Annotated in this window: 1 protein-coding gene and 1 pseudogene; both read right to left on the bottom strand. The window is 53.7% G+C overall.

The window, feature by feature from the left end; genetic code table 11:
• Nucleotides 1–205 precede the first annotated feature (205 nt).
• A complete protein-coding gene (locus ACOCD2_RS19990; RefSeq protein WP_419625950.1) occupies nucleotides 206–997 on the bottom strand; it encodes a hypothetical protein in 792 nt (263 codons plus the stop codon).
• Between the two features lie 156 nt (nucleotides 998–1,153).
• Nucleotides 1,154–1,392 (bottom strand): annotated as a pseudogene (locus ACOCD2_RS19985) (IS701 family transposase); the annotation flags it as partial.

Below are 1,392 nucleotides of genomic sequence, written 5' to 3'. Positions count from 1 at the left end.
GATCAGATGCACCAGCGTATCCACTCACAGAGGCCCGCCGAGGGTCTGTGCTGTAATACCTGGCCTGCCCCATGTGGTAGCTCCTCTCTGGATATAAAAACCCTCCAGAGGGCAAATACGACCCTCCCAGCCATGCCGCAGCCATCAGCGACGTGATCATGTCAAATCAGCCATCAGTTTTTCGGCGGCTTTGATCACTTCCGGATCATCGCTGTAGTCGCTTTCCATGGTTGGCAGCGTCCAGCGTCTGGCTGGCAGCGTCGGAAGACGTAACCTTCTCATCCAGATCTTTAAGTTTAAGTCGATAATATTCCTCAACTGACAGAAAAACAACGATATTGCGACCCCGTTTTTCTATCACAACTGGTTCTACTCTCACGGTCTCGAGAAGGTGCTGGAAGCCGCCGGTCTGTGCCTCCGTCGCAGTCATTTTCTCCATCGTCGCGTACAATCTCTTCTTAAAATCGCTCTCGACCGGATCATGCCCTACCCAATTGCGCAAAGCATCATCTCTTACCTGACAATTTATCGGGCAGCTCCATATCATATTCTCAGCAGCCAAGGCGCCAACCGGGTCGTTTCGAACAGAATAATCGGACAGGTAGAGCAAGGCGAAAGGTGAGGGTTTTTCACGAGTTGACACGGTCACCCGTGACGCGGCGACGGTCGAGCCCGTGCGCGATGATCCCTCAAGGCTTGCCTCACTGGTTGTCGCTAGCTGCGCGAGGTTCTCCCCAGATGCCTCAGCATGATGGGCGACTGCCGCATCCACCGTTATAGATGTACTGGCGCCGGGTTTGTCCGGCGCCGCGCCCGTATAATCCGGACGGACTAAGGGATCAGATGCACCAGCGTATCCACTCACAGAGGCCCGCCGAGGGTCTGTGCTGTAATACCTGGCCTGATCTATGTGGTAGCTCCTCTCTGGATATAAAAACCCTCCAGAGGGCAAATACGAGCCTCCCAGCCATGCCGCAGCCATCAGCGACGTGATCATGTCAAATCAGCCATCAGTTTTGCCATCAGTTTTTCGGCGGCTTTGATCACTTCCGGATCATCGCTGTAGTCGCTTTCCATGGTTTCGATCAGATGGGTCATGTTTTTCTCCAGGTAGCTGAGTTGATAAATTTGGATCCTTCCTAATTCTACTTTGTCATATTTCACCACCCCTCCGCCGACAGGATTCTGTGACAGCCTGTCGGCGCCGGTGTCGCTCTTGAATAAGTCTGGCGAGTTGTTTGGGTGTAGGTTCTGGCTTGGGCAACAGTTTCCCCAACACCATCACCACGTCGGCCAGCGATAACAAAGGGGCTTCCTGTTTCAGTAGCAGGCGCTCCTTCACGACAAACAACAGGGCAATCATTACCAGCGCCATGTGCCGATGCCAGGCAT

Source organism: Thiolapillus sp., from assembly GCF_048562965.1.
Taxonomy (GTDB): Bacteria; Pseudomonadota; Gammaproteobacteria; order Chromatiales; family Chromatiaceae; genus Thiolapillus; species Thiolapillus brandeum_A.
This window is presented reverse-complemented; position numbering and strand designations above follow the sequence as displayed.